This window comes from Leptospira idonii, from assembly GCF_004770995.1.
Classification (GTDB): domain Bacteria; phylum Spirochaetota; class Leptospiria; order Leptospirales; family Leptospiraceae; genus Leptospira_A; species Leptospira_A idonii.
On the sequence record NZ_RQHW01000065.1, the window covers coordinates 122,607 to 145,622 of the forward strand.

The following is a 23,016-nucleotide window of genomic DNA, read 5'->3' on the forward strand; positions in this document are numbered from 1 at the left end:
AACCCTAAAACCAGATGGAAAACTGGTTTACAAATCCATCTTTCCCTAGTTTTTTAACATAAAAGTTCTGAATAGCCCAATGGGAAACGAGAAAATCAAATACAAGGGTCAAGAAATCATAGAAAACCTTGACTCCATTCTAAAGAGTGACCACTTTCATTTCGAATTAAAAGGGCTCACAAAACCGACAAGAGACATCATCAACGAGGTAGTGCAGAGGATTTTGGATCGAGTGGGCGCCAACCCGCTGACCTCTTTCCATCTTTTCAGCGGCCTTATGGAAGCGCTTCTCAATGCAGTAAAAGGTAACATTCGTTTTGTGATCTTTCAGGATGAACTGCTTTCCAAACTAAAAGGTGCAGGACAAACTCCCGAAGAAGAAGCGGAAGAATTATTAAACACCATTTTGCAAACGGAACCTCTTCGGGACGCAATGCAGCGTTATATTGTTCCTGATAAAATCAAAAAGACGGTTCAAAAAATTCTCACTCTTACCGACAAAAGAAAATCCAAAAAACAGCTCACTGAGAACGATTTGGAGTTTCTGGATTTGGTTCGGGAAAAAGTTAAAAAATACGATCTTCGTATTTCTTTGAAAATCGAAATCCGACCTACTACACTTTACATCCGAATCCGTAACGATTCTCCTATTATGGGAATGGATTTGTCCCGCATTCAGAAAAGTCGGGGAAGACATGCAGAACTTGCCAAAGAAGGAAAGTCCGCAGAGTTTTTCCGTCCCGACTTTTTGGATGAGAAAGAAAGTGCAGGTTTCGGAATTGCGATGATCGACGAAGGGTTTTATAATTTAGCGTTAGATCCTCTCGATTGTTTCGACATTCAAACGAGCAAACATGCTACTTCCGTTTACCTCAATTATCCGATCGATGCGCTGCAACGGATGGAGTTCTAACCACGAAAGAAATCCTAAGCTGGAACGCATTTTACGAAGAGTATTCCCTCACCAAAGGAGTGCTCTTCGAAGATAATGTCAGCGCCCCAGGAATCACGACCGCCGATTGGTATCATACCCTCCAAGAAGAGTTCACGGTATTTTCAGAAAACTCTCAGCCGGAAACAACTCTCCAAAAACTGAAACAAACCCTGGATGATCTGGAAGCTCGCGCCAAATCGGGATCTTTCATCATCTGTGCGATGAATTACGAAGCAGGTTTTTTATTCGAGCCGAAACTTCATCAGGTCGCAAAACAGTTCACAAACGAAATAAGGCTTCTTCAAGCTTTCGTTTTTCAATCTAAAAAGAAAATCAGATACCAAACTCCCAACCTAAACGAACTTGGTGTTTCTGAAATCGAATCCATCCTTCCTGAAAACGCAAAACAAATCTATACGGATCAAGTGAAACGAGGACAATCCTTCCTAAAAGAAGGAGAGAGTTACGAATTGAATTTGAGTTTTGAAACCAAGGTCAAAGCCAAAGGAAATCCGTTTTTTATTTATCAAAAACTCAAACGTAAACAGAAAACGAAATATTCCGCCTATCTTCCCTTAAATAGAAGCGTGATTTTATCCCTCTCTCCCGAATTGTTTTGGAATCTGGAAGATAAAAACATCACTACCGAACCAATGAAAGGCACGTCTCTACGAGGGATCTCCTATCAGGAAGATCTGATTGCCAGAAAAGATCTGGAAACTTCAGAAAAGGAAAGAGCGGAAAACGTGATGATCACCGATTTATTCAGAAACGATTTGGGTAAAATTTCCGAAATCGGTTCGGTGGAAGTTCCTTCTTTGTTTCAGACAGTTCCTTTGGATTCCGTATGGCAGATGGTGTCTGTCGTAAAATCAAAGTTAAATGGAAACATTTCCTTTTCCAATCTGGTATCCCAACTTTTTCCTTCCGGATCGATTACGGGAGCTCCCAAAATCAGATCCCAAGAGCTCATTCGGGAAATCGAAAACAGGGAAAGAGGCATTTATACAGGATCCATTTTCAATCTGGAATTCGAAAAAGGAAAAATGCACTCCACTGCCAATGTTGCCATCCGCACACTTGAATTGAAAGGGGAAGAAGGAACACTGGAAGGAAACTATTCCGTGGGCAGCGGGATCACCGTTTTGTCCGATCCGGAAAAAGAATATAATGAATGTTTATCGAAACTGCACTTTCTTTCTTCGGAAGACAAGCCGGATTTCGAGATTTTGGAAACCTTACGTTTTTTCGACGGAAGATACAGATTAAAATCCCTTCATCTGAAAAGAATGAAAGAATCCGCATTCCGATTCGGATATCCCTTTTCGGAACAAAAAGCGAACGAGGCATTGGAATCCATTTCCCAAGTAGCATCCGGTTTATTGAGAATCAGGTTGTTATTGAATCGAAAAGGAGATTTCAGAGCGGAGTCCTTCGCTTTCACAAGAACAGGAAAATCCAGAACAGTCACACTTTCCTGGTCGAAAAACAAATTGAATCCGAACGATTTGTTCTTATATCACAAAACAACTGTTCGTAATTTTTATCAGGAAGAATTGGAAAAAGCCCAAGAAGAAGGATGTGAAGACAGCATTCTGATCCAGGAGAACGGGGATGTATCCGAAACCTGCATTCGAAATTTGTTTTATCAAAAAGAAGGAATCTGGTTCACACCCGATCTGCATTCAGGAGGACTTCCTGGAACTTTCAGAGAATATCTGATTCAAAAGTCTTGGGTAAAGGAAAGGAAAACCGCTCCCAAAGATATTTTGGAAGCGGACTTGGTGTTAGTAGGAAATTCTTTGAGAGGACTAGAAAGAGTTTCCTTAAGAGAATCGATTTCCTAAAGAATAAATCGACTCAAGTCTTTATCTTCGATGATTCCTTTCAGTTTGGATTGAACGAAATTCTGATCGATTCGAATTTTCTTTTGGTCCGCAGGTAAATCCGGCGCATCGAAACTGGTGTCTTCCAAAAGTTTCTCCATGATGGTATTGAGCCTGCGGGCACCTATGTTTTCGTTTTTCTCGTTCATTTCGAAAGCTAAGTTTGCAATCTCTCTCACACCGTCTTCCGTAAAGTCCAAGTGAACTTCTTCCGTTGCCAAAAGAGCTTCATACTGTTTGGTGAGAGAAGACTTAGGAGTGGATAATATCTTTACGAAATCTTCCCGGGAAAGAGTGTCCAATTCCACACGGATAGGAAAACGTCCCTGTAGTTCCGGAATCAAATCGGAAGGTTTGGACATATGGAAGGCGCCCGCAGCGATAAACAGAATGTGATCGGTGCGAAGAGGTCCGATTTTAGTCGTCACGGTAGAACCTTCTACGATAGGAAGAAGGTCTCTTTGCACTCCTTCTCGAGATACATCCGCCCCTTGCCTTCCTTCCCGCCCCGCGATCTTATCGATCTCGTCGAGAAAGATGATTCCCATTTCTTCCGCACGGCGAATCGCTTCCGACTGCATCTTCTCCGCATCGATGAGCTTTTCCGCTTCCGCATCACTCACCAATTTTTTTGCCTCAACTACTTTGATTTTTCTTTTGCCTTGTTTTTTAGGCATCAGATCACCCAATATGTTTTGGATTTGATTGTCCAAGTCTTCCATATTTCCTGCACCGAACACTTGCAACATAGGCATCCCGGAAGGAGAAGGAAGTTTAGGAATGTCGAGTTCGATTTCTTGATCGTCTAACTTTCCTTCTCTGAGTTTGGCCCTGAATTTTTCACGGGATTGTTTGTAACTCTCGAAACGTTCCCTATCTTCCGCACTCAACTCTTCTTCTTTTTTATGGAAGATGGGAGGAAGTATGATATCTAAAATGGTTTCTTCCGCTCTTTCTGCAGCCTTCTCCTTAACTTTTTCTCTGAATTCGTTTCTCACCAAATTCATGGAGATGTTTGCAAGATCACGGATCATGGACTCCACATCCCTTCCCACATAACCGACTTCCGTGTATTTGGTAGCTTCCACTTTCAAAAAAGGAGCACCGCATAACTTGGATAATCTTCTTGCGATTTCCGTTTTTCCTACACCGGTAGGTCCGATCATGATGATATTTTTAGGATAAATTTCTTCTTTCAGATCGGCGGAAAGTTTTCTACGACGAGTTCTGTTTCTCAAGGCAACTGCTACCGCTTTTTTTGCTTTGGATTGACCTATGATGTGTTCGTCCAATTTCGTTACGATTTCTCTAGGAGTCAGATCGAACGAAGGGTTTTCAATGTCGGAAGCCACTTCCGCTATAATTTCTTTCATTTCCATATATGATTATAATTCCTCTAACACCAAATTATGGTTTGTATAAATGCAGATTTCCGCAGTGATCTTCATCGCTTTTTCTACGACTTCTTTAGGAGAAAGGGAAGTGTTTTGCACAAGCGCCCTGGCGGCAGAAAGCGCATAATTTCCACCGGAGCCGATGGCAAGAACTCCGTCATCCGGGGAGATCACATCCCCTGTGCCTGAAATTAAAAAACATTCGGACTCGTCACAAACGATGAGAAGCGCCTCCAGCCTTCTCAACATACGATCCATTCTCCATTCACGAGCCAGCTCCACCGCCGCTCTGGAAACGGAACCGCTGTGTTCGTTCAGTTTTTTCTCAAATAACTCAAACAAGGTGAAAGCGTCTGCGGCGGATCCTGCGAATCCTGCCAGCACCTTACCGCCGTAGAGCCGTCTCACCTTACGGGCAGTATGTTTCATAACCGTATGACCCATGGAGACTTGGCCGTCTCCTCCCATAGCGGTTTTGCCGTCTTTTCTGACGCAAAGGATTGTAGTGGCGTGAATGGCTTCCATAGGGATAGAATCTAAAGGCAGGAAAGAATGTCGAGGAAAATGGATTTGAATTTAATCCAGATTCACAAGTATCTTTTTTTTCTTAGAACTGAGACCGGAAAGAATCGAAACCTTCGATTTTGCTATATGAAATTCTTCTGCGATCCTGCGGATCAATTCCTCATTCGCCTTGCCGTCTACAGGAGGGGAATTAAGACGCACGATCCATTCGAATTCTGAAATTTTTTCGATGCCAGGTCTCTTGGAACCGGGACGAACCTGGACGGATAAAACCAACGATCGTTACTTCTTTTTGATGAGGACCATCTGGTTTCCCTGTTCGAAGGATTGATCCAAAAAATAATAATCTGTCAGATGTTTGATGAGAAAAATTCCGATCCCACTTTCTCTATAATCGCTTAGATCGAAACTCTTTAGATCTTTTGCTTGCGTTTTGACTCCGTAGTCCCTGATTCTAATTTCCACTCGATCCCTCTCGAAATAAAAATCGATAAAGATTGGTTTGTCGGTATGTCCCTTATACGCATGTTTAATGACGTTGGAGACAGCTTCCCCTAGTATGAGCTTCAGATCGACCGCATCGAACAATGTGTAACCATGATCGAGTGCTAAGTTAAAAAAATAGTTTCTGGTTTGGGAGATGTATCTGGGGTGAGAAGGAATTTGAATACGGACTACTTTTCCATAGTCCGTTTTTTTCAATTTAGAAGCGGACATTATCCACGCGGATGGAACTTTTTATGCACTTCTTTCAGTGTTTTGTTCGCCATATGCGTATAAATCTGAGTGGTAGAAATATCGATATGTCCGAGCAGTTCCTGAACCGATTTGAGATCTGCATGGTTTTCCAAAAGATGAGTGGCGAATGAGTGTCTGAGAGTATGCGGAGTCACTTTCTTTTTGATTTTGGTTCTTTTGATGTAATGGTTCAAAAGACGCCAAACCGATTTACGATTGATATATGATCCTTTTTTGGAAACAAATACGAATTCGCAGGTTCTTTTTTTCAAAATTTCAGGGCGGCTCTCTGTAAGATATTTTTTTAGAATCTCCAAAGATTTTTCACCGAAAGGAACTAGTCTTTGTCTTCCGCCTTTTCCTTCCACAGTGATGGTCATATTTTCCATATCCACATCACCGATTTTCAGGTTGCAGGCTTCCGAAATTCTGAGTCCGGAAGAATATAATAATTCAAAAATACATTTGTCTCTCAATTCGTAGAGATTGTCTTCTTTGATGTTTTTGAAGAGCTCATCGATTTCGTTTTGAGTCAGATAGTCGGGAATGGTTCTCGCGACTTCGGGAGTTTCTATCTTTTCCGTAGGATTGGAATCGAGTCTCTTTTCATCACGCAGATACTTATAGAACTGTCGGATGGCGACCACTTCCCTCGCCAAAGTCTTCGCAGAGATTTTTCTCTCTCTTTCTTCTTCCAAAAAGCGCATGATATCATTCGCTTTGACTTCAAGGAAGTTGATATGCTCCTTTTCTAAGAAGATCGCAAACTTATTGAGATCGTAACCGTAGGAATAAATAGAATTATCGCTTAACCCTTTTTCAACGGAAAGGTATTCTTGGAATGTTTGCAGAAGCTGATTTTGAGAACTTGGCAATTTGGAACCCATTGTGACTCTCTTATGTTACTAAAAGAGTCGGACAAAAACCTTAAAGAGACTTATTATTTTTTTGCCACATGGGTGAATGATTGGAAAAAAGGTTAAGTGAGAGATTTTAGCAAAAGATTCTTCCTTCTGGCATTAAGCGCCTTGTTAGTTGCTTCCTGTGCGGAAAAGGAAAAAAAGCTCTTCCAAGAGGGAAAATTTTGGGAGGAAAAAGGAGAAAAGACGAAAGCTCTTTATTATTATGAACTTTCTCTTAGGGAAAACTCAGACTATCCCCCTGTTTTAAAAAGAATGGGTCTCCTTTTGGCGGAATCCGGTGGGTCCACAGCCACTTCCCTTTATTATCTGGAAAAATATTACAAAACCCACAAAGAAGACCAGGACATACAAAGAGAACTCTTCCGTCTTTACCTCACTACCGGTTACGAAAAGGAAGCTCTTCAAATCCTGGAAGAAGTGCGCTTTTTAGGGAAAAAGGAGGTAGCAGATTTTTTCGAATCTACCTACCTTTGTTTGACAAGAAATTACAAACAAAAAGATTATCTGCAAGCCCTAGAAACGAACATTCTTTCCAACGATCCCTACTACGCCCCTTGGGTGAGAGCTTGTGAATCCAAGATTTAAGAATACGGACTCGTTGACAGAAAAACCGTCTAAGAATTAGAATCATTATAAATTGGAGTAAAATATGGCACATAAAGTCGTAATCATCGGATCCGGTCCAGCAGGACACACAGCAGCAATTTATGCAGCGAGAGCAAATTTGAATCCGGTGATGTATGAAGGCTTTATGGCGGGAGGAGTCGCCGCAGGCGGTCAGCTCACTACCACTACCGAAGTTGAAAATTTTCCAGGTTTTCCTGAAGGAATCGACGGAACCAAACTCACTCAGCTTTTCAGAGAACAATCCGCAAAATACGGAGCTACCATCCATACCCAAACCATCACCAAAGTCGATTTTTCCAAAAGACCTTTCGTTCTCTGGTCGGATGATGAAAAAATAGAAGCGGATGCTGTGATCATTGCAACCGGGGCAACTGCAAAACGTATGCATGTCAAAGGAGAAGAAACCTACTGGCAAAGAGGAATCTCCGCTTGTGCCGTATGCGACGGAGCTTTGCCTATCTATCGAAACAAGGAACTCGCCGTCATCGGAGGAGGAGATTCCGCAGTCGAAGAAGCCAACCATCTTACCAAATTTGCGTCCAAAGTGTATCTTGTGCACAGAAGAGACCAATTGAGAGCTTCTCAAATCATGCAACAGAGAGCGCTCAATCATCCTAAAATTGAAATTCTTTGGAACCAAACCGTTACGGAAGCTAAAGGGGAAAACTCAGGACTCACTGCGATCACTTTGGAAAACACTGTGGACAAATCTGCCACAGAACTTAAAGTAGGCGGTCTTTTCTATGCAATCGGCCACGTTCCTAATACTGAAATTTTCAAAGGCCAATTGAATTTGGACGAAACAGGTTATATCATCACAAAACCAGGAACGACTCAAACTAATGTAGAAGGTGTTTTTGCCGCAGGAGACGTTCAGGACAAAGTGTACAGACAAGCCATCACTGCGGCAGGAAGCGGATGTATGGCAGCGCTCGAAGCGGAACGCTGGTTAGAAGGCCACTAGAATCAAAGATCGATTTTTTTCCCCGATTTATCGAAGTAACCTTTTTGTTCTCTGGACCAAAACATAACCGATGTTCCGTCCGGAGACATCGCTTTTTTCGTTCCATCCTCCCACTCTATAAACTGCCAACCGTCCTTTTGTAAAACGATTTGATCGCCTGGAAATACTCCTACTTCCCAGGTAGAAGTGAACCATTTATAGAGTCCGTTTTTGAACAAAAAGAAAATCGCATTTCCAGGAGCATCAAACTCCCCTTCTCTCAGCTTGGAATAATCTTCCACGTTTGCCTGAAAGATTTTCTGAAGATTGGGCACATCGTCGTAATTCCGAATGTCTGCGATAGAAGAAGGAACGGTATATTCTCTGGATACGAATGCATCGTATTCTCTTCTGTTTTTCGGCATCATTACCGTAAAACCTTGCATAGACGATTTTTTCATGTCTTTTTGTTTCAAAGACTGCATCTTGGTTTGAAAATCGGATACTACCGTTTTTATAAACTGATCCGGGTTCATTCCTGTCGTTTTTTCCAAAGCGGAAGATAGATCCATTCCCAGACAAGTGTTCTTGTGGTATTCCGTAACCGCCCTTCCTCCGTAACGGGAATGCATATATTCCACCATATATGCGCCTAACGTATAAGGAATCATGTCCTTGTATCCTTGATCCACAAGTGTTTTGAATGTTCTGGGAATTTTACCTTCTTTGATTCTTTTGTCTAATTCCGTATATATATAGTTTTTTTCACGAGGAGAGAATTGCCCCGCCACATAGTTTGCAAATCCTTCTTCAAACCAATGGTCGATCGTCACAGGAAGACTCAGTTTATCCGCCTCTGCTTTATAGGAAGTGCATGTAATTTGAGTTAAATTATGGGTCGCTTCGTGATAAAAGGTTTCATATCGTCCTCTTCTTTTTGCATCCTCGTTCAAAACGGAACTGTCAGTTTCTTGAAATTGTTTGTTCCCGCAGCAGAGAGTGATCGCATTTTGACTTCCGAAACCGCCTTCTTCGGAACCGCCGACTAGTTTTTTTCCTTCATAGGTAGTGATCTCCGCATTGGAGGCAAACATCAAAACGGGAACCTTTCCCCGATTCTCCAAATTGAATTCTCTCCTTACGAATTCAAAGAACTCTTTGTCTTTGAAATTTTCTTTAAGGCCTTTCACGAAAAGATTCCAGTTAGGAGAGTGATACAATTCATAAATGGAAACATTGCTTTTTTGGAAACCTCGTTTCGAAGGATCTACGATCTGCCAATTCAGAAGAGGAGGTGTTGTCTTTTGAAAGACCCATTCAAAATCTTTACGATGAGGGATCCACTCTTTCCAAATCTGAGTTCCATCTCCCCATCTCCAATGCAACTTCGGCAAACAACCGCTACAGTTCAATGTATAGGAAATGAAGCTGGAACCGTTGCTTAATTCAAGCCTCCAGTTGCCTCCTTCAAATTCGAAAAAGGTGCTTCCGTCTTTTCTTTTCCATTGGTATTGATTCGGCTTGAAAATATATACTTCCCCACCGTCCGGACCGGTATAATACCCAGGGATTTGCGCATTGAATTTTAAACGTAGATCTTTTAGATTCGGTTCTTCCAAAGAGGACAACTGGTCATATTCTCTAGGAGCTGTAGACCCGAAATCGTATCTTTTGGTTTCTATTTTACGGGAAGGATCCGAATAAACCGCCTTAGGTTTTGCCTCTTGAGAAAACAGGGAAAACGAGGAACTAACAAAGAGAAGGGAAAAACAGAATAGAAAAAAGCGGGTTTGATTTTTCGAAAACATGAACTTACCGTTAGGGGAGATGAGGTAAGTTTCCGGTTTAATTTTGATTCCGGTCAAGTTTCTTTCATCAAAGAAACCCACCGGAAACTTATTTATGTAGCGATTTGATTTCTATAGGCGATTGCGATTTGGCCGGTTCTGGAAATTTCCCTGATTCCGAATTGTTTCATCAAAGAAATCATATTTCCTACCTGTCTGGAATTGCCTGAAAATTCGAGTAAAAGAGAATCTTCCGTGAGTTCCAAAATTTTCGCACCAAACCCATTGCATACGGTCAAAGCTTCCGAACGATTTGTCTCTGTGATCACTATGGAGATGAGGACCAGTTCTCTTTGCACGGAACTGGCATAGGCCATATCCTGCACTTTCAGCACATCCGGAAGTTTGAGTAATTGATTTTTTACCTGGCCGACGATGGTGTCGTCTCCGTTGAGGACGATGGTCATGGAAGATACTTCGGAATCGTCTGTGACCCCTACTGCGATGGAATCGATGTTATATCCTCTTCTGGTAAAAAGTCCGGAAACATGGCTCATCACTCCCGGATGATTGTTCACAAGTATGCTTAATGTATGTTTCATTTTTTTAACTTAGCCAAGTCCTTAAATTCAAGAAGATCTCTTTGCGATTTTCCGGCAGGGATCATAGGGAACACTTTTTCCTCAGCAGGAATCATCACTTCGATGAGAGAAGCTCCGTCGTCTTTCAGAAAAAAATCGAGCCCTTTCTGGATTTCCGATTTTTTCTCGATTCTCATAGCAGGGATATCGTAAGATTCGGCAAGCTTCACAAAATTAGGGTTATAGGTCCATTGGGACTCACTGAAGCGTTCTTCGTAAAATAGCTCCTGCCATTGACGAACCATTCCCAAAAAGTTGTTATTAAAAAGAAGGATTTTTACACCTAACTTAGACTGTGCGATTGTAGCCAATTCCTGAATGCACATTTGAAAGGAACCGTCTCCGGTTACGCAAATTACAGTTTTATCCGGGTTTCCGAATTTGGCACCTATTGCGGCAGGAAGTCCGTATCCCATCGTTCCTAGTCCGCCTGAAGTAAGCCAAGTGTTCGGTTCGTCAAAAAGAAAGTATTGAGCCGCCCACATTTGATGTTGGCCCACATCCGTGGATGCGATGAATTTTCCTTTAGTGCGCTCATAAACTTGTTTTAGGAAATCTTGAGGTTTGATGTCTTCCGTGGAGTTATCGAAAGCGAGAGGATGATTCTTTTTCAGATCGTTGATTTGAGAGATCCAGTCGGTTCTGTCGGAAGTTTTGATATAAGGAAGAATTTCACGGACTGCATCTTTCAGATCTCCGTGCAGAATGTAATCAACATTGACCCTTTTATTGAATTCGGCTGCATCAATGTCCACATGGGCACGAACCGCATTAGGAGCGAAGTCTTGGTAACGAGCGACTCGATCGTCAAAACGAGCTCCTAAATTTAGAATATAATCGCATTCTAAAACTGCTTTATTCGCATATGCAGTTCCATGCATTCCTAACATTCCCACGCTCAAAGGGTGAGTTCCGGGAAAAGCTCCCAGTCCCATAAGAGTGGTTGTCACGGGAGCATTCGCTTTTTCGGCAAGAGCTTTGATCTCTGCGGATGCGAAAGAGTTGATGGCTCCTCCGCCCACATAAAGTAACGGACGTTTTGCGTTATTTAAAGCTTCCGCAAATTCCTGAACATCCCCTTTTACCTTTTGTCTTTCGTAATGATGAGTTGCGATTTTCAGAGAGGTAGCTTTTCTCACTGTGGTTTTTTGGTTTTGAACATCTTTCGGGAAGTCCAAAAGAACGGGACCGGGACGTCCTCCCAGTGCGATTTTCATCGCTTCTTCAAAATGACGGGGAATATCGTCTGCGGATTTGATCAGTGCATTGTATTTCGTGATGGGAATGGTGATTCCATAGATGTCCGCTTCTTGAAAAGCGTCCGTTCCTATGTCGGTTGTAGGAACTTGACCGGTGATCGCTAAGATGGGAATGGAATCTAGTTTAGCATCAGTGAGCCCGGTGATTAAATTAGTAGCACCCGGACCGGAGGTGGCGATACAGACTCCCAACTTTCCTGTGGATCTGGCGTACCCTTCTGCCATATGTATGGCACCTTGCTCATGTCTGACAAGAATGTGTTTGATTTTTTTGCTATGATAGAGCTCGTCATAGAAAGGAAGGATCGCTCCACCGGGATAACCAAACACGATTTCGACACCTGCTTCTTCCAAGAGTTCGACCATGAGTCTGCCGCCGGTAATGGCTTCGGATGATGATGACATGTTGATTCCCCCTATGTCATTTCTGCAAAAAAGGGCAATCCGTCAATGTTCTCTCGTTTTTGAGTCGATTTTTGCTGTCTAAAATTTCAAACTGATTATTGAGCCTTCCTCATGGACAACACCGAAATAGAAAAACCGCAAGAAGACGAAAAATTCTCTAAAATCAAATCGCTAGCTAAGGAAGCCTATCGCTTCCTCGACCAGGGCCGCTTTCGAGAGGCAAAGGAACGCCTGGAGATCCTATTGGAAGAGGATCCTACCAATACCTACGGACTGGTAGGTCTCGGAGACTATTACGCCAAAACAAAACAACCTGCGGAAGCCATTAATTATTACAGACGATGTTTGGCTCAGGACGGAACCAATAAATTTTCCCTAATGGGGCTGATGAACTGTTACAGAGACTTGAACAGTCTCAAAAAAATCATAGAAGTAGCGGAAGAATTTCATCATATAACAATCACAGATGCAAGTATCCTTTCCAGAGTGGCAGACGCTCATAGAAAATTAAAAAACTTCAAAGAATCGGAAGTTTATTATATGGAAGCGCTTCAAATCAATCCCAACGACCAGTATGTGATCGTAGGTCTAGGCCATTTATTTTTCGCCTGCCAAAGATATGCGGAAGCAATCCAATGGTGGGAAAAACTGCTTTCTACACAACCTAACAATATTAAAATCCTGACGGAAATAGGAAACAGTTACCGCAAAATCAAGGACTTCGACAAAGCGGTGATTTATTACGATCGAGCCAAAGAACTGGACCAAAAGAACTTTTTCGCTCTCTATGGGCTTGCGGAATCCTATAGAGGAAAAAAAGATTTTCAGACCGCCATCCAATACTGGGAAAGAATTCTGGAATTCGATCCGGACAACAAACTCATTATCAACCGTTATGCGGACTCACTCAGAGGTCTGGGAAAATACGACAAAGCTTTGGAATGTTTCAATAGAATTCTAGCTTCCGGAGACGATTATTTCGCCCTCTTGGGAAAAGCGGCCGCATTGAAGCTGATTGGTGACCTAAACAAAGCGGAAGAAATTTATATTTCCCTTCTCAGCAAGTCCCCGAACGATCCCAGACCTGCGTTGGAACTTTCCGACCTTTGGGATACGATGGGAAAAAAGATCCAAGCGATCAAAATGTTGGAAGATTTGTCGAAGAAAATCCCCTCGAACGAAGCCATCCGAGAAAGAATCGAATACTTAAAAGATTAATCTCTTTTTCTTATTGACTTTGATTCATTTCGGTTTATCCCCATGACAATCACGGGGATCCCAAATGAATCAATGGAAATCTTTCTTTTTGATTTGTACGTTTATTGCGTACGTTGTGTCCATTAAAGAACAATCTGCGGAAGATGTCACTCCGGAGGCCGGCTGCGAAAAACCTGCCCCCAGAACCGACCTCCCCTTTCCGATGGATCCTTCCAAACAACTTTGTAAAAAAGATATTGATAATAAGAAAGACGGATGGTATCCCACCGGGCTTCCTCTCATCAATTCCGATCCGAACGAAGGGATCGGTTACGGAGTAAGGGCCTATCTTTACGACAACGGAAAAAAGGAAGATCCCCTTTTTCAGTATACTCCCTACCGAATGAGGTTGTTCGCTCAGTATTTTAATACCAATAAAAACGCTCAATACCACCAGCTCAGTTTGGATATGCCTTTCATCGCCGATACGAAATGGAGATTGAGAGCGGACGCATTTTTGACGATCACTCCCACTACACTCTATTTCGGTGTAGGGGAAGACAGTATGAAGCCACTTTCCTATTTGGACAGAAATCAACCTGACGGAAGATATGTTTCAAATGCAAGTTATGCGGATCAGGAAAACAATCTAAATTACTTTAGAAGCGGTGGGCCGTCCGATCCGGTTCGAATCGCAAACAGGACCTATGCGGGTTTTCCCAGCCAGCCCGGCTTTTTAGTCACGGACAAAATGTACAATCGTTATGAGATAGAAACTCCCATGACTACTCTTAGTACGGAACGTTCTTTCGTTGGCGGGACAGTCCGACTCGTAACAGGATTCAAACTTTCCAATAATATCGTAAGAACCTATGACGGAAAATATGTTCAAAGTAAAGATCCCATGCTGGGAGGAGAACCTCTCAACTACGGCGCAGAAGTCCCCAACGGAACGACTAGACTTACGGAAGATCAAAACGCCGGTAAAATTTTAGGATATAACGGTGGATATGTGAACTCGGTGCGTATAGGGATCGTTTATGATACTAGAGACTTCGAGCCTGATCCCAACAGTGGAGTTTTTCTGGAAGCAACCTACGAAAAAAACGCAAAGGCGATCGGCTCCGATTATGAATTTCAAAAATATTTCGCACAGGGGAAATTCTTCTGGAGTCCGTTTCCTAAAGTATTCGATAAACTTGTGTTAGCAAATAGGTTCGCAATGGGAATCACCGACGGAGAAATTCCCTTTTTCGAATATAGAAACCTCTGGGGAACGGAAGGAAGCATCGGAGGACTGGGAGGATTACGAACCCTCAGAGGATTCAAACAGGATCGTTTCGTAGGAAGAACAATGGGATGGGGAAATACGGAAATACGTTGGAAGTTTGCCGAATTGAAATTAGGTGAAGAATACTTCGCATTCAATCTGGTTCCATTCTTTGACTACGGAAGAGTTTGGGACGACGAACATAAAATCGGATGGAAAGGATATAGATATTCCAGAGGGATCGGACTTAGGATCGCTTGGAACCAGGCGACGATCATCATGATCGACTACGCCAAATCAAGGGAAGACGAGCAGCTCTTCGTAAATTTTAGCCACGTGTTTTGAGGGTATTATCTCCCCGCCCTGACATTGGGTGGGGAATCCTCCCGCCACCCAATGACCTCTCTCTATCATTTTCGTTTCGAACGGGCAATCGGTTTTCGAAGGCTTGCATTTTTTTTACTTTTCTTTTCGCTCTTTTGCCCAAATGTTTTCGCCTTTTTGAAAATACGGAGAAAAGAAGGAATCTTGCGGTAGGTACCACACAAATAAGAAATAGTTACGCACATAAAAAAAGCACAAGAAAAGGAATCCCTTTTCCTGTGCTTTTACGCATTCTCTTCTTATAGAGAGAGAATTACGGAGCGATTGTTTTAATCAAAGTTAGATCCCCTTTCTTGAAGATCTTAATTGTAGTTTTGTCACCCTCTTTCGGTTTTCCAGTCACATACAACTTATCTCCGAAGAAAGTGATTTCCGAATTTTCTTCGATCGCTTCTGCGGAACGAGCTTCGAAAGTAAGATCCGATTTGAATCGAGCAACATGATACTTATCTTGGAATTTTTCGATCACGTAAATTTTATCTTCACGGTTGATCATCGGAGTTCTCCAGAAAATATCAGAAGCTTCACTTGTTTTCTTCACTCCCAATTTATCAGGATCGAGTAGAACCAATTTATGTTTTCTTGTTTCTACTTTTTCTCCGTCATAACCCAAAACAAGGACTCCTTGATTGGCGATTTCCTTAAACTCTTTTGAACAGATGTTATTGTACGGGCTTTTGAAAAGAGCGTCATCTTTCGCAGTATCGATCGCCCAAAGTTCGTTGGAATAGTGACCGTCCGCATCGTATTTGATGAACTTCATAAACAAAATTTTATTGTTCACTACGTTATCGCTTTGTTCTTCTTTCTTTTTGAGTTCTTCCTTAACTTCCTGAAGTTCCGTCTTCAACTCTTCCACTTTTTGCTCAGCAACTTTTACCGCTTCTTCCGTTTTTGTAGGAGTTGCAGTCGTAGAAGAACCGTCGTCCTTACGAGCTTCTTCTTTCGTAGCGAGTTGTTCTTCTTTTTTATCCAACTCGTCTTTCTTTTGCTCTAACGCTTGTTCTTTTGTCTCCGTAGCTTTTTGTTCTTGCTGAATTTGTTTGATTTCTTCCGTTTTTTTCTCAATTTCGACTTTGTTTTTAACAGGATCTTTTTTGAGTTCATTCAAGCTGGCGACGGAAGTAGTTTCTTTTTGTTTAAGCTCTTCCTTCTTTTCTTGAACTTGTTTTTGTTCTTTAGCTACTTCTTGTTTTTTATCTTGGACGATCTTCTTTTCTTCTTTGATTTTATCATCTTGAAGTTTGTCCATTTTTTTGGCTTCTTCCTGCATCTTCTGTTTTGTAGCAGGATCTTTCTCTTTATCCTTAATGATCTTGTTTACTTCTTTTTCAAGTTCGTCCGTTGTGACGTCTTTACCGCTGTCTTTTAGGATGTTCTTTTCGATCGGAATGATCAATTGAGTTTTGCCGGACCAGTTTTTGTAGTTTGTATCGATACCTACTTTCTCAGCAGAAAGAGTTTTGACTACGTTCTCGGAATATTTACCTGAGAAATATTTTAGATCCTTTCTATGAGCGGCATTATAGTATAACACATATTGTGCGAGAGTGTCCGCACCGCCGGCTTTATATTGGAATGAATTTTCCATATAAGCGGCAACGATACGAATGATCGAATTTACGTGATCGAAAGATTGAGACTCGCTGATGGAAAGGATGTCCGCTCCCAGTTTCCCGTCGGCTCCCGGCTGAATTCTCTGAATGGTAACACCGTTCTGAGTGGACGAATCCGACTTTGCCAAAGCTTGGGAAAGTTTTTTACCCAGCTCCTGGTTTTCCTGTAAAATGTCCGAAGTGGCACGTTTTAAGGATCTGTTGATAAACTCTATTTTTTTAGAGCCTTTGATTTCGGACTCACCTAGCGGAGCTTTCGATTGTGCAGAAAGTCCGGTAACAACAACAAACAGCAACAAAGCGGTAGCGCGAGATAATCTCATTTCACCCTCTTGAAATTTTTTTATAAGAATTCAGCTATTTTATAGCATCAGAGTGAATCTGCAAAGCAAGATTTCCCGACAGGAAAAAGATATTTACCCCACCGTTTCAAATCGAATTTTGGAAGAGAATGGCTAATTTTACGACCAGAGTCTATAATTTCAATGCGGGTCCTGCCATGCTTCCCACGGAAGTGATGGAAAAGGCACAAGGAGAATTCCTAAATTACCAAGGAACCGGTATGTCCGTTATGGAAATGAGCCATAGGGGAAAACATTTCCAAGATATTTTGGACAAATCCGTCCATGACCTGCGCAAACTTCTCTCCATTCCCGACCGCTACGGGGTGGTTTATTTTCCTGGAGGAGCCACCCTTCAATTTTCCGCCATCCCTCTCAATTATCTAGGAGAAGGAGACTCCGCAGATTTTGCGCTGACTGGAGTTTGGGCGGTCAAAGCCAGAGAAGAAGCCAAAAAATTCTATCCCAATGTAAATATCATTTTCGATGGAAAAGATTCGGGTTATATGAATCTTCCTACGATCACGGATGCTTCCGTTTCCGACAAAGCGAAGTATGTTTATATCACTTCCAACAATACGATCTACGGAACCAGATATTCCACTCTTCCTAAACTTACGAAAGCTCCCCTGATTGCGGATATGACGAGTGAACTTCTCAGCAGAAAATTGAACGTGGAAGATTTTTCAGTGATTTTTGCCGGAGCTCAAAAAAACATAGGACCTTCCGGTTTAACTGTTGTTATCTTCGATAAGGAAAAACTGCCTCAGGTAAGCCATCCGATCCCCAATCTGATGAACTATATATTGATGGAAAAAAACGGATCCCTTTACAACACTCCTCCTACTTACTCCATCTACATTGCAGGTCTCGTCTACTCTTGGTTACTCGAAAGAGGAGGTTTGGAAGAAATGGAAAAACAGAACGAAAAGAAAGCGGCACTTCTTTACGATGCGATCGATTCCTCTTCTCTTTACAATGCACCTGTTCCGAAACCTTTCCGTTCCACAATGAATGTGGTCTTCCGAATGAAAGACACAAAGTTGGACGAGAAGTTTTTGGAACTTGCAGAAGCAAACGGATTGGCTGGTCTCAAAGGTTACAGAGATATGGGAGGCTTTCGAGCTTCCATCTACAATGCAATGCCTCTGGCAGGAGTAGAAACTCTAGTTTCCTTTATGAAGGAATTCGAAAAAACAAAGGCTTAGGTTTTTCTTGAAATTAGGATTCTTAGTTTTTTTCTGTTTCGTTTTCATACTGAAGGCAAGTTCCGTCTGGATTCCGGAGGAACTTCCTTTAGGCAAAGAATCCTCATCCTGTTTTTTTCCTTTGCAAACAACATCCAAATTGGAACCGCTTTCTAAGGATCGTATGCCGATCGCTCTTTCCATCTTACAAGAGTTCGCAAATGATTCCGCAAACATACGATTCAAATCCGTAAACTGCCTTCGTTCCTTGGCGAAAACGGAAGCAGACACCGCCAGTCTTCTTTATGGTTACGAAACCGGCCTTGCCAGAGAAGATCACCTGTTTCTACTGGAGATCAAAATCCTGCTGTCCTCCAATCGGGAATACCCTCTCACTCCCCTCGAAGAAAAATCGGTCAAAGACTGGATCGAAAGCCGCAGGGAATTAACAGAAGGAATTCGCTCTCTCACGAAAGAAGCGCTTCAATTCTCCGACAGAGACTGGGAAAAGAACAAAGAGGAATGGAAAGAAAATATCTCCTCCCACTACGGAAGTTTGCTTAGAGAGAGGGAAAAGTTCCTACTCTCCCTTTCCTTGGAATCCCGCTCGTCCTACATCCAATATTTAAAAAAATTCACGGAGAACAAATAATGAAGCCCAAATTAGGAATCGCATCCGATCACGGTGGATTTGCACTGAAAGAATTCCTCAGGAAAAGTCTGGAGGAATCCTTCGAAGTGGTCGATTACGGTACTAAGAGCGAAGATTCTGTAGATTACCCAGTCGTCATCGGAGACGCCTGCAGAAAGGTATTGGCAGGAGAAGTTCCCAGACTGATCGCCCTTTGCGGTACAGGAATTGGAGCTTCCATTGCAGCCAATCGAATTCCAGGAATTCGAGCTGCCCTTTGTCACGACGAATTCACAGCCGAAATGTCCAGAAGACATAACGATGCGAACGTAATCGTGCTCGGAGGAAGGGTTTTGGGAACGGATCTGGCTCTTCGGATAGTGCAAAAATGGATCAATACATCATTCGAGGGCGGTCGCCACGAAAGAAGGCTGAATTTAATCGAAGAACAAAAACCTTAATTTTGTTTTTATTCTTGGCACTTCCTTTAAGTGCCAAGGAAATCACTCGCCTAACAACTTCATCTTTGACGGATTGGAAACGAATCGACGCAGTTCTGGAATCCCATCCCGGCAAAAAAGACATCATCCGCACCAAACAAAATATCCCTAAGTCGGGAGAGCTGTTTCTGGATTTTGAAGGAGAAGTTTCTCAACCGGAAGAATCCGAATCTCCTTTGATTGCAAAAGCGAAGTCTTTGTCCGTTCTTTCTTCTTCTTATATCATCGATCAGAAAAATTCTTTCTACGGAAAAAAGTCCGCTTACTTTTCAGGGAAAAGAAATCAAATTCATTTATCAGTATCCGGCTCTTCCCTCTTCGGACCCAATCCGGAATCGTTCAGCATCACTGTTCCTATTTTGATCAATGAACAAGGAGCCACCTCTACGATTCTGGATCGAACCGTTTTCATCAAAGGCAAAAAATACGGATTCAGTTTGGAGTTGGAAGAAAACAAACCGGTGTTCTACGTGAATAATTTAATACACTTGAACAACGGAAATACGACCAGTGCGGAGATAAGATCCACCACTTCCATTCCGAGAAAGGAATGGCAGATCATCTCCATACTTTTCGATACGGATGAAAATCGTTTCGTATTGTTTCAAAACGGATATGAAAAAGCGAAATTCGAAGCAAACGGATCTGAAGTGACAGGAATCGGATTTCCTGAATACGACTCTTCCAACTTGATCCTAGCGAAATCCTTTTTCGGGAATATGGACGGACTTCATATTCATAAAGGAGAACCTTATCCTTCCAAAGGTTATACTAAATTTCCCAAAGTGCAGTATTCCGATGAAACGAAGTTAGCTTCCCATAACGGAAGTTGGGTGATATCTCCCGTTTATTCCACAGAATTCAGTCATTCCGCACTTTTGTCCTACGAGGCATTGTTCGAGCAGCCGAAGGATACTTCCGTAGCCGTTTATTTCAGGGGAGACAATCGCAAATTTGCGGATTCTTCAAAAGACGAACCTAAGTGGATTCGATTGGAAGATCCTAAAAAACTTCCTTCTGATTTACCCAAGTTTCGTTTCCACCAATGGAAAGTTTGGTTGAGATCAGATCCGGAAGGAAACAATTCTCCTTCTTTTCATTCGTTCCGTTACCAAACGCAAGAACTCACTCCTCCCGACGTACCTACAGGTTTTAGAGTGGCAGAATTTTCATCCAGCGAAAGGAAAATCTGTTTTTCTTGGAATTCCAATCATGAGAAGGAAGTTCGAGATAAGGGAGGATACATGATCCATTACGGAGTGGAACCGAACCGAATGATAGGGACACTCTTCGTAAAAAAAGCACAAAACGGAAGTTTTGCTGCAATCGATGGAAACGAAACTGGAAGTGACTACAAAAATTTGAAATATTGTGCAGATGAAGATTCCCTGATTTCCAATTTTTATATTCCGGAAGCGGAAAAAACTCCTCAAGGGACGGAAGACCCCAGATTCTCTTCCCATCATGAAAGAAGAGGAAGTTTATTTCAGTCGGGTATCACTTATTATTTTAAAATATCCGCATACAATCATAAACATGACGAATGGGAAGGAAGGGATCAAAGAAGCAAACTTTCTTCCCCTATTTCAGTTCATTTCCCGAAAGAGATTTCGGAGAGATAGACCGGTTTTCTTTTTGGGGAGAGAAATATCTCCCTCTTCCCAAAATAAAACCTCATCCATCCCTTCCAGAAGAGAGATCGAAATTTCCATTCCAGCTATAGAAAAACCCTCCGTCGATTCGTTCGAAGTAAGCACTTCCAAACTCTGTTTTTGTAAAGGCAGAATTTCTTCCGTAATTTCCTCGATGAGATGCAGTATGATTCTATTTTTCGTATTTTTATGGGAAGGAAGGGAAGAAAAAACATTTAACATAGAATAAACGGATGTATACAATTTGTCCTGGTTCTGGACATATTCCTCAAGAACCTCGGAAATGTTTTTTTTCTTCGGATTCGTGAGAAGGGAAAACAAAACTCCTGAAGAAAGATATACTTTCAATCCAATATCTCCGTTAAGTTACGGATCGCACGGATGCGGGTGAAATTGCTTTTTTGAGTGATCTCATTCCTGAGAGCGAGACGAAGAAGTTCCCCTTGGGAAATCCCTCTTTTGTCCGCTTCGTTTTTAAGAAGTAGAATCTCTTCCTCGGAAAAAAGAATCTGAAAACGTTTGTCTATTTTCGGCATCAGTCTTCTTCCTCCAGTTCCTTTTCCGCTTTTTCATATTTACGCCAATACAATTCCGCATCTTTCCACTGCCCCAAGGATTCGTACAAAGATGCGATGTTATAGTAGGATTCCGTCAAACGATAATCCAACTTTACAGCCTTTTGGAATAGTTTGATCGACTTTTCTTTGTTATCCGAAAACCATTCACTGAAGGCCCAAACATAATACCATCTCCCCAAATTGGGATCCCTAGGCCTTACCTTTTCCAGATGTAAGACGTTCTCTTGGAAGATTTTAGAAGCCTTATTGTAGTTGGTTTGGATGGCTTTGGTTTTGTTGATTCTAGTTTCTATATTTTCATCGTTTCTGGGGACAGGAAGATCGTCCCGATACAGAAGCGCTTTTGCATAAATGAGTTTGAAATAAAGTTCGCTCGGGCTTAATGTAAGATACTTTTCCAGATAAGGAATCGATTTCGTTTCTTCATCGGAACGATGGAATCCGAAGATTTGTTTTTTCAGAACGATCGTCTCTTCTTTACGTTTGGAAGGCCCCGCCCAAATTTCCGAACCGATACAGAAAAGAAAAAGAAACTTAAAGATATAAATAATAGTTTTGTCCATCGTCCGGATATTTCATAAACTTACATTCATAAGGAAAGGGATAGGTTCTAAGAAGTTTTTCCAAAACCTCCTGAATGTTTCTTTCGCTAATCACCAAAAAAGAATTAGGCGAACTCTCGATCACCCTGTCTTTGCTGTTCAGAATATCAGTGACTTTTTCCAATAAGGACGCTTTTTTAGATTCGTTGGCGTCGCTTGGATGATAGTTTTCCCAAATCACTCTGGAAACATAAGAAGTTCTTTTGCCTCCTAAAGTGGCTTGCATAAAAGAACGAACCATCCAAGACAGACTGTCTTCGAAAAGATCGGGAGTTTTATCTTCCTTATCCATAAGGACATGAAGTCCTGGGATCAGCTGCTTCAGTTTTTCACCTATCATTCGTTTGTGCGAATCTGTGAATTTTTCTTTTTCTGTTCCGTCTAGCAGAACCATAAAAATACCCGGGAACCCGAGAAAATCCAACTGGAATGCAATGATGGATTCTACCTGAGCCAGAATCTCCCAGGAAAACTTTTTGGAGATGAATTTATCTTGTCTGACTTGTTCGGAAATATCGATCGATGCGAATCCGCTTTCATCAAAAGGAAGAAATGGATCTTTGTGCAAAAAAATCAAATTAGAGCGAGTGTTGTAGTCCAAACCGTAAGAGATTTGGCTGTGATAAGAACCGATGGTATTGTTTAAAAATAAAAAAGAAAAACGAGGAGAACCTAACCTGGAAATAAAATTGCGTGTGTATTCTACGATTCCATCCAGAGAAACTTCATCTCCTCTATAGATTCGATCGAGAAGGGAATATTCGAATTTTTTCTCCTCAGGAATCGGCCATTCCGGAGAATAAGAATCGGAACGAACGGAAGAAACTTTTTTTTTCACAGGAGCTTCATGAGAAGCCACTTGATCGACTAACGACTTAAGTTCGGAATTGAAAATAGATTCTCTTTTCTTTTGGAGTTCGGGAGAAATCGGATTGCCCGCTTTTTTCCAAATGCTAGGGGGAATGTATTGATGGATTTGTTTTTTCACCGTTTCTG

Annotated in this window: 23 protein-coding genes; 10 read left to right on the forward strand and 13 right to left on the reverse strand. The window is 41.9% G+C overall.

Annotation, left to right across the window (positions count from 1 at the left end; translation table 11 throughout):
- The first annotated feature begins 79 nt into the window (after positions 1 to 79).
- Positions 80 to 913: a hypothetical protein gene (locus EHS15_RS16700; RefSeq protein ID WP_135761720.1), complete on the forward strand. Its 834-nt coding sequence runs from the start codon at positions 80 to 82 to the stop codon at positions 911 to 913.
- Positions 829 to 2,781, forward strand: a complete 1,953-nt coding sequence (locus EHS15_RS16705; protein ID WP_135761721.1) for a bifunctional chorismate-binding protein/class IV aminotransferase — start codon at positions 829 to 831, stop codon at positions 2,779 to 2,781. The genes EHS15_RS16700 and EHS15_RS16705 overlap by 85 nt, the downstream gene beginning before the upstream one ends.
- On the opposite strand, the gene hslU is transcribed toward EHS15_RS16705, so the two are convergent.
- Genes hslU through xerD form a run of 5 tightly spaced genes read right to left on the reverse strand, consistent with a single transcriptional unit; the run spans position 2,778 to position 6,352 of the window.
- Positions 2,778 to 4,199, reverse strand: coding sequence for an ATP-dependent protease ATPase subunit HslU (hslU, locus tag EHS15_RS16710; RefSeq protein WP_135761722.1), 1,422 nt, complete (start codon positions 4,197 to 4,199; stop codon positions 2,778 to 2,780). The genes EHS15_RS16705 and hslU overlap by 4 nt on opposite strands.
- A gap of 6 nt (positions 4,200 to 4,205) precedes the next feature.
- On the reverse strand, positions 4,206 to 4,739 hold the full coding sequence (gene hslV, locus EHS15_RS16715; protein ID WP_135761723.1) for an ATP-dependent protease subunit HslV: 534 nt from the start codon (positions 4,737 to 4,739) through the stop codon (positions 4,206 to 4,208).
- A gap of 51 nt (positions 4,740 to 4,790) precedes the next feature.
- A complete protein-coding gene (locus EHS15_RS16720) occupies positions 4,791 to 5,015 on the reverse strand; it encodes a DUF167 domain-containing protein (RefSeq protein WP_135761724.1) in 225 nt (74 codons plus the stop codon).
- A gap of 6 nt (positions 5,016 to 5,021) precedes the next feature.
- Positions 5,022 to 5,456 (reverse strand): ATP-binding protein, encoded by a 435-nt coding sequence (locus EHS15_RS16725; RefSeq protein ID WP_135761725.1) that lies wholly within the window; start codon positions 5,454 to 5,456, stop codon positions 5,022 to 5,024.
- On the reverse strand, positions 5,456 to 6,352 hold the full coding sequence (gene xerD / locus EHS15_RS16730) for a site-specific tyrosine recombinase XerD (RefSeq protein WP_135761782.1): 897 nt from the start codon (positions 6,350 to 6,352) through the stop codon (positions 5,456 to 5,458). The genes EHS15_RS16725 and xerD overlap by 1 nt, the downstream gene beginning before the upstream one ends.
- Positions 6,353 to 6,460: 108 nt before the next feature.
- Here xerD and EHS15_RS16735 point away from each other — a divergent pair, with 108 nt between their 5' ends.
- Entirely contained in the window at positions 6,461 to 6,985 is a 525-nt protein-coding gene (locus EHS15_RS16735; RefSeq protein WP_135761726.1) for a tetratricopeptide repeat protein, read from the forward strand.
- A gap of 64 nt (positions 6,986 to 7,049) precedes the next feature.
- Complete coding sequence (trxB, locus tag EHS15_RS16740; RefSeq protein WP_135761727.1) at positions 7,050 to 7,991, forward strand: thioredoxin-disulfide reductase; 942 nt, start codon at positions 7,050 to 7,052, stop codon at positions 7,989 to 7,991.
- A 2-nt stretch (positions 7,992 to 7,993) separates the two neighbouring features.
- On the opposite strand, the gene EHS15_RS16745 is transcribed toward trxB, so the two are convergent.
- From EHS15_RS16745 to ilvB, 3 genes are read right to left on the reverse strand one after another with little or no spacing between them, the layout of a single operon-like run.
- Positions 7,994 to 9,835 (reverse strand): peptidase MA family protein, encoded by a 1,842-nt coding sequence (locus EHS15_RS16745; protein WP_135761728.1) that lies wholly within the window; start codon positions 9,833 to 9,835, stop codon positions 7,994 to 7,996.
- A 35-nt stretch (positions 9,836 to 9,870) separates the two neighbouring features.
- On the reverse strand, positions 9,871 to 10,359 hold the full coding sequence (gene ilvN, locus EHS15_RS16750; protein ID WP_135761729.1) for an acetolactate synthase small subunit: 489 nt from the start codon (positions 10,357 to 10,359) through the stop codon (positions 9,871 to 9,873).
- Positions 10,356 to 12,062, reverse strand: coding sequence for a biosynthetic-type acetolactate synthase large subunit (gene ilvB, locus EHS15_RS16755; RefSeq protein ID WP_135761730.1), 1,707 nt, complete (start codon positions 12,060 to 12,062; stop codon positions 10,356 to 10,358). Before ilvB ends, ilvN begins: the two co-directional genes overlap by 4 nt.
- A gap of 111 nt (positions 12,063 to 12,173) precedes the next feature.
- On the opposite strand from ilvB, the gene EHS15_RS16760 reads away from it, so the two are divergent.
- Both EHS15_RS16760 and omp85 read left to right on the forward strand, forming a co-directional pair.
- Complete coding sequence (locus EHS15_RS16760; RefSeq protein ID WP_135761731.1) at positions 12,174 to 13,280, forward strand: tetratricopeptide repeat protein; 1,107 nt, start codon at positions 12,174 to 12,176, stop codon at positions 13,278 to 13,280.
- A gap of 64 nt (positions 13,281 to 13,344) precedes the next feature.
- A complete protein-coding gene (gene omp85 / locus EHS15_RS16765; protein WP_135761732.1) occupies positions 13,345 to 14,874 on the forward strand; it encodes an Omp85 family outer membrane protein in 1,530 nt (509 codons plus the stop codon).
- Between the two features lie 292 nt (positions 14,875 to 15,166).
- On the opposite strand, the gene EHS15_RS16770 is transcribed toward omp85, so the two are convergent.
- Entirely contained in the window at positions 15,167 to 16,852 is a 1,686-nt protein-coding gene (locus EHS15_RS16770; RefSeq protein WP_135761733.1) for a P83/100 family protein, read from the reverse strand.
- A gap of 128 nt (positions 16,853 to 16,980) precedes the next feature.
- Between EHS15_RS16770 and serC the strand changes: the two genes are divergently transcribed.
- The 4 genes from serC to EHS15_RS16790 are packed head-to-tail and all read left to right on the forward strand — an operon-like array spanning position 16,981 to position 20,810.
- A complete protein-coding gene (gene serC / locus EHS15_RS16775; protein WP_135761734.1) occupies positions 16,981 to 18,078 on the forward strand; it encodes a 3-phosphoserine/phosphohydroxythreonine transaminase in 1,098 nt (365 codons plus the stop codon).
- Between the two features lie 7 nt (positions 18,079 to 18,085).
- Positions 18,086 to 18,709 carry a hypothetical protein gene (locus EHS15_RS16780; protein ID WP_135761735.1) on the forward strand — a complete coding sequence of 208 codons (624 nt, stop codon included), beginning with the start codon at positions 18,086 to 18,088 and terminating at the stop codon, positions 18,707 to 18,709.
- Complete coding sequence (gene rpiB / locus EHS15_RS16785; protein WP_135761736.1) at positions 18,709 to 19,149, forward strand: ribose 5-phosphate isomerase B; 441 nt, start codon at positions 18,709 to 18,711, stop codon at positions 19,147 to 19,149. Before EHS15_RS16780 ends, rpiB begins: the two co-directional genes overlap by 1 nt.
- Before the next feature lie 2 nt (positions 19,150 to 19,151).
- Complete coding sequence (locus EHS15_RS16790; RefSeq protein WP_342775529.1) at positions 19,152 to 20,810, forward strand: concanavalin A-like lectin/glucanase; 1,659 nt, start codon at positions 19,152 to 19,154, stop codon at positions 20,808 to 20,810.
- Here EHS15_RS16790 and EHS15_RS16795 read toward each other — a convergent pair.
- Genes EHS15_RS16795 through EHS15_RS16810 form a run of 4 tightly spaced genes read right to left on the reverse strand, consistent with a single transcriptional unit; the run spans position 20,775 to position 23,008 of the window.
- On the reverse strand, positions 20,775 to 21,188 hold the full coding sequence (locus EHS15_RS16795; RefSeq protein WP_135761737.1) for a hypothetical protein: 414 nt from the start codon (positions 21,186 to 21,188) through the stop codon (positions 20,775 to 20,777). The two genes, EHS15_RS16790 and EHS15_RS16795, sit on opposite strands and share 36 nt — an antisense overlap.
- Complete coding sequence (locus EHS15_RS16800) at positions 21,185 to 21,376, reverse strand: ribbon-helix-helix domain-containing protein (protein WP_135761738.1); 192 nt, start codon at positions 21,374 to 21,376, stop codon at positions 21,185 to 21,187. Before EHS15_RS16800 ends, EHS15_RS16795 begins: the two co-directional genes overlap by 4 nt.
- Complete coding sequence (locus tag EHS15_RS16805) at positions 21,376 to 21,981, reverse strand: tetratricopeptide repeat protein (protein WP_135761739.1); 606 nt, start codon at positions 21,979 to 21,981, stop codon at positions 21,376 to 21,378. The genes EHS15_RS16800 and EHS15_RS16805 overlap by 1 nt, the downstream gene beginning before the upstream one ends.
- Positions 21,953 to 23,008, reverse strand: a complete 1,056-nt coding sequence (locus tag EHS15_RS16810; RefSeq protein WP_135761740.1) for a hypothetical protein — start codon at positions 23,006 to 23,008, stop codon at positions 21,953 to 21,955. The genes EHS15_RS16805 and EHS15_RS16810 overlap by 29 nt, the downstream gene beginning before the upstream one ends.
- Positions 23,009 to 23,016: the final 8 nt, after the last annotated feature.

Excerpts from the sequence above, each read along its gene's own strand:
- EHS15_RS16700 (WP_135761720.1), top strand. The coding sequence starts at position 80 with ATGGGAAACGAGAAAATCAAATACAAGGGTCAAGAAATCATAGAAAAC.
- hslU (WP_135761722.1), bottom strand. The coding sequence starts at position 4,199 with ATGGAAATGAAAGAAATTATAGCGGAAGTGGCTTCCGACATTGAAAAC.
- hslV (WP_135761723.1), bottom strand. The coding sequence starts at position 4,739 with ATGGAAGCCATTCACGCCACTACAATCCTTTGCGTCAGAAAAGACGGC.
- EHS15_RS16725 (WP_135761725.1), bottom strand. The coding sequence starts at position 5,456 with ATGTCCGCTTCTAAATTGAAAAAAACGGACTATGGAAAAGTAGTCCGT.
- trxB (WP_135761727.1), top strand. The coding sequence starts at position 7,050 with ATGGCACATAAAGTCGTAATCATCGGATCCGGTCCAGCAGGACACACA.
- ilvN (WP_135761729.1), bottom strand. The coding sequence starts at position 10,359 with ATGAAACATACATTAAGCATACTTGTGAACAATCATCCGGGAGTGATG.
- ilvB (WP_135761730.1), bottom strand. The coding sequence starts at position 12,062 with ATGTCATCATCATCCGAAGCCATTACCGGCGGCAGACTCATGGTCGAA.
- EHS15_RS16760 (WP_135761731.1), top strand. The coding sequence starts at position 12,174 with ATGGACAACACCGAAATAGAAAAACCGCAAGAAGACGAAAAATTCTCT.
- omp85 (WP_135761732.1), top strand. The coding sequence starts at position 13,345 with ATGAATCAATGGAAATCTTTCTTTTTGATTTGTACGTTTATTGCGTAC.
- EHS15_RS16770 (WP_135761733.1), bottom strand. The coding sequence starts at position 16,852 with ATGAGATTATCTCGCGCTACCGCTTTGTTGCTGTTTGTTGTTGTTACC.
- serC (WP_135761734.1), top strand. The coding sequence starts at position 16,981 with ATGGCTAATTTTACGACCAGAGTCTATAATTTCAATGCGGGTCCTGCC.
- rpiB (WP_135761736.1), top strand. The coding sequence starts at position 18,709 with ATGAAGCCCAAATTAGGAATCGCATCCGATCACGGTGGATTTGCACTG.
- EHS15_RS16800 (WP_135761738.1), bottom strand. The coding sequence starts at position 21,376 with ATGCCGAAAATAGACAAACGTTTTCAGATTCTTTTTTCCGAGGAAGAG.
- EHS15_RS16805 (WP_135761739.1), bottom strand. The coding sequence starts at position 21,981 with ATGGACAAAACTATTATTTATATCTTTAAGTTTCTTTTTCTTTTCTGT.